This is a genomic window from Actinomycetota bacterium (assembly GCA_036280995.1).
GTDB lineage: Bacteria > Actinomycetota > CALGFH01 > CALGFH01 > CALGFH01 > CALGFH01.
This window is the reverse complement of record DASUPQ010000615.1, coordinates 1-4,553: the sequence shown is the minus strand read 5'-3', so window position 1 is coordinate 4,553 and position 4,553 is coordinate 1. Positions and strand designations below refer to the sequence as shown.

General features: G+C 77.5%; 4 protein-coding genes. All 4 read left to right on the top strand.

The genetic code is table 11. The features are described 5' to 3' along the window. The coding region (locus VF468_20745; protein ID HEX5880719.1) for an ATPase at positions 1 to 501 on the top strand (501 nt) is incomplete at its 5' end. Between the two features lie 101 nt (positions 502 to 602). Beyond that, the gene (locus tag VF468_20740; protein HEX5880718.1) at positions 603 to 1,388 is read left to right on the top strand and encodes a methyltransferase domain-containing protein; all 786 of its coding nucleotides are present in this window, start codon (positions 603 to 605) and stop codon (positions 1,386 to 1,388) included. A 79-nt stretch (positions 1,389 to 1,467) separates the two neighbouring features. Beyond that, positions 1,468 to 3,171 carry an ABC transporter ATP-binding protein gene (locus VF468_20735; GenBank protein HEX5880717.1) on the top strand — a complete coding sequence of 568 codons (1,704 nt, stop codon included), beginning with the start codon at positions 1,468 to 1,470 and terminating at the stop codon, positions 3,169 to 3,171. After that, the coding region (locus tag VF468_20730; GenBank protein HEX5880716.1) for an ABC transporter ATP-binding protein at positions 3,168 to 4,553 on the top strand (1,386 nt) is incomplete at its 3' end. The genes VF468_20735 and VF468_20730, both read left to right, overlap by 4 nt.

The window sequence follows — 4,553 nt, the reverse complement described above, 5'->3', positions numbered from 1 at the left end:
GGCCGCACGGCCCGGCTGCCCGACGCCAAGGGCATGCGCGACCTGGCCGTCCTGCTGTCCCGGCCCGGGCGGCCGGTGCCGGCGGCCGAGCTGGTCGCCCTGTCCGGCGGCGGCCGCCCGGCCCGCGCCGACCTGGCCATGGGCGCCGACGCCGTCCTCGACGACCAGGCCAAGCAGGCCTACCGGGGGCGGCTCGAGGCCCTCGACCGGGAGGTCGCCGACGCCGAGGACCGGGGCGATCCCGACGGGGCCGAGAAGGCGCGCGCCGAGCGTGACGCCATCGCCTACGAGCTGGCCGCCGCTCTCGGCCTCGGCGGCCGCGACCGCGGCCTCGGTGACCCGTCCGAGCGGGCCCGCAAGGCCGTCACCGAGCGCATCCGCTACAGCATGGCCCGCATCGCCGCCGTCCACCCGGAGCTGGCCGCCCACCTCCAGGCCAGCATCACCACCGGGTCGTCGTGCGCGTACCAGCCCGCCGAGCCGGTAACCTGGCTGACCTGAGCGCCGGCCGCGGTTCTGGCGGGATCTGGCGGGGCTCTGGCGCAAACAGGGCAGGAGCGACCGGGCGCCGCGAGCGCCCCGCGAACCCGGAGGAGGACCCCATGAGCCAGCTCGTCTTCGACGAGGCCCTCGCCGCCCAGCTGGAGACCCTGTACCGGACCCGCGACGTCCTGCGCCGCCGCCGGCTGGTCCGCGAGGCCCTCCAGGCCGGTCCCGGCGACCGGGTCCTGGACGTCGGCTGCGGCCCCGGCTTCTACGTCGCCGAGCTGGTCGAGCAGGTGGGGCCGACCGGGTCGGTGACCGGCGTCGACGCCAGCCCCCAGACCCTGGAGCTGGCCCGGCGCCGCACCGAGGGCCGCGACAACGTCGCCCTGCGGCTGGCCGACGCGACCGCCCTCCCGGTCCCCGACGGCGCCTTCGACGCCGCCCTTTCGGTGCAGGTGCTGGAGTACGTGACCGACGTGGACGCGGCCCTGGCCGAGCTGCACCGGGCCGTGGCCCCGGGCGGCCGGGTGGTCATCTGGGACGTCGACTGGTCGACCGTGTCCTGGCACTCCACCGACCCGGCCCGGATGGCCCGGGTGCTGCACGCCTGGGACGGCCACCTGGCCGACCCGTCCCTGCCCCGGACCCTGGCGGCCCGGCTGCGGGCGGCCGGGTTCGCCGACGTCGCCGCCGAGGGCCACACCTTCGCCACCACCGAGCTCACTCCCGACGCCTACGGGGCGGCCATCGTCCCCCTGGTCGAGCAGTACGTCGCCGGCCGTGACGGCGTCACCGAGGACGAGGCCGCCGCCTGGACGGCCGAGCTGGGCGAGCTGGGAAAGCGGGGCGAGTTCTTCTTCGCCTGCGTCCAGTTCTGCTTCACCGCCACCCGCCCCACCTGAGGGCCATAGCCGGCGGGCGGGGTTCGCGCACGACCGTAATTCGGTACCCAGCGGCGAACGGCGCCGCTACGGTCGGGGGATGCGTGAGCTGCCGCTGGGACATCCCGGCTCGCCCGACCTGCGCTCGCCGACCCGCTTCCTGCTGTGGGTGGCGCGCGGGCAGATCGGCACGCTCGCGCTCGGGATCGTCTACGGCGTGTGCTGGATGGGGGCCCTGGCGGTGGTGCCGGCGCTGGTCGGCCAGGCCATCGACCAGGGGGTGGCCGGGGGCGACACCGCCGACCTGGTGCGCGGCTCCGCCCTGATCCTGGGGGCGGGGGTGGTCAGCGCCGCGGCCGGGATCCTGCGGCACCGGACGGCGGTGGTGAACTGGCTGACCGCCACCTACCGGGTCCAGCAGCTGCTGGTGCGCCACGCCGTGCGGCTGGGCGGGTCGCTGCCCCGGCGTGTCCCCACCGGCGAGGTCGCCGCCGTCGGCAGCCACGACGCCGAGCGGGTCGGGGCGGCCATGGACATCGTCGCCCGCCTGGCCGGCGCCCTGGCCTCCTTCGTGGTCGTCGCCGTGCTGATGCTGCGCTCCTCGACCACGCTGGGGCTGCTGGTGGTGGCCGGGGTGCCGCTGCTGTCGGCCGCCGTTGGGCCCCTGCTGCGCCCCCTGCACCGGCGGCGGGCCCGCCACCGGGAGCTGGTCGGCGCCCTGACCACGGTCGGGGCCGACACGGTGAGCGGGCTGCGGGTGCTGCGCGGCATCGGCGGCGAGGAGGCGTTCTCCGGCCGCTACGCCGCCGCCTCCCGGGAGGTGCGGGCGGCCGGCGTGGCCGCGGCCAGGGTGCAGTCGCTGCTGGACGCCGCCGAGGTGGCCCTGCCGGGCGTGTTCGTGGTCGTGGTGACCTGGCTGGGCGCCCGCCTGGCCCTCACCGGCGCGATCAGCGTTGGCGAGCTGATCGCCTTCTACGGCTACGCGGCCTTCCTGCTGCTGCCGGTCCGCACCGTCACCGAGGCGGCCGACAAGTTCACCCGGGCCCTGGTCGGCGCCCGCCGGGCCGTGGAGGTCCTCGCGCTCGAGCCCGAGCTGGTCTCCGGGTCGACGGCGGCGGAGCCGCCGCCCGGCTCGGCGCTGGTCGACACCGGCAGCGGCCTGGTGGTGGCCCCGGGCCGGCTCACCGCGGTCGTGGCCGGGGTGCCCGAGGAGGCCGCCGCCATCGCCGACCGGCTGGGGCGGTTCGCCGACGCCGACGTCCGGCTCGGCGGGGCCGCCCTCGCCGATCTGCCGCTGGAGGTCGTGCGCCGCCGGGTCCTGGTCAGCGAGCACGACCCGCGCCTGTTCACCGGGCGGCTGGCCGATGAGCTCGACCCGACCGGCGCCGCCCCGCCCGGCCGGGTGCTGTCCGCGATCCACACCGCCTCGGCCACCGACGTGCTGGAGGCGCTGCCCGACGGGCTGGCCACCGAGGTCGCCGAGCGGGGGCGGTCGTTCTCGGGCGGGCAGCGCCAGCGCCTCGTCCTGGCCCGCGCCCTGGCCGCCGACCCCGAGATCCTCGTCCTGGTCGAGCCGACCAGCGCCGTCGACGCCCACACCGAGGCCCGCATCGCCGACCGGCTGGTCGCGGCCCGGCGCGGCCGCGCCACCGTGGTCTGCACCACCAGCCCGCTGCTGCTGGACCGGGCCGACACGGTCGCGCTGGTCGCCGGCGGCCGGGTGGTCGCCGAGGGCACCCACCGCGACCTGCTCGACACCGACCCCCGCTACCGCGCGGTCGTCACCCGAGGGGAGGAAGCATGAGCACCGGCGCGCCCGGCCGAACCGCGGCGCCCGCCGGCCTGCCGGTGGCCACCGTCGCCCAGGTCCGGGAGCGGGCCCGGGCGCTGGCCCGCCGCCACCGCCGCGCCATGGCGCTGGCCGTTGGGCTGCACGCCGCGGCCGCGCTCGCCGGGCTGGCCGGGCCGGCCCTGCTCGGCGTGCTCGTCGACGAGGTCACCGGCGGCACCGCCGCCGGGCGGGTGGACAGGATCGCCCTGGCCGTGCTGGCCGCCCTGGTCGCCCAGGTCGTGCTGGTGCGGGTGGCCCGACTGGCCTCCTACGTCCTCGGCGAGCGGGTGCTGGCCGAGCTGCGCGAGGAGTTTCTGGACGGCGTGCTCGCCCTGCCCCTGGGCACGGTCGAGGAGGCCGGCACCGGCGACCTGCTGGCCCGCTCCACCCGCGACGTCGAGGACGTCGCCGAGGTGGTGCGCTTCGCCGTGCCCGAGACCCTGATCGCGGTGGTCACCGTCGCCCTCACCGTGGCCGCGTCGCTGCTCGCCTCCCCCTGGGTCACGGTGCCGTCGTGCCTGTTCGTGGTGCCGCTGCTGTGGCTGTCGACCCGCTGGTACCTGCGCCGGGCCCCGGCCGGCTACCTGCGCGAGATGGCGGCCTGGTCGCGGCTCACCGGCGGGGTCGCCGAGACGGTCGAGGGGGGCCGCACCATCGAGGCGCTGCGGCTCCAGGAGCGCCGCATCCGCCGCACCGACGACGACATCCGCGAGGAGTACCGGGCCGAGCGCTACACCCTGTTCCTGCGGACGGTGTGGTTCCCGGCGATCGAGGGCGCCTATCTGCTCCCGGTGGCGACCGCCGTGCTGGCCGGCGGCCTGCTCCACGCCCGCGGGCTGGCCAGCGTCGGCCAGGTCACCGCCGTCGCCCTCTACATGCGCCAGCTGGTCGACCCCCTCGACGTGATCCTGTCCTGGCTCGACCACCTCCAGATCGGCGGGGCCGCCTTCGCCCGCCTCCTCGGGGTCGCCCACGTCCCGGCCGACCGGGAGGTCACCGGCCACCACCCGGACGGCGAGCGGCTGGTCGCCCGCCACGTCCGCTTCGCCTACACCCCCGGCCGCGACGTCCTCCACGGGGTCGACCTCGACCTGCGCCCGGGGGAGCGGCTGGCCGTGGTCGGCCCCAGCGGCGCCGGCAAGTCGACCCTCGGCCGCCTCCTCGCCGGCGTCAACGCGCCCCGGTCCGGGTCGGTGACCGTCGGCGGAGTCGGCCTGGTCGAGCTGTCCCTTGACGAGCTCCGCGGCCACGTCGTGCTCGTCACCCAGGAGCAGCACGTGTTCGCCGGCACCCTGCGCGACAACCTGTCCCTGGCCCGCCCCGGGGCCGGCGACGCCGAGCTGCGCGCGGCCCTC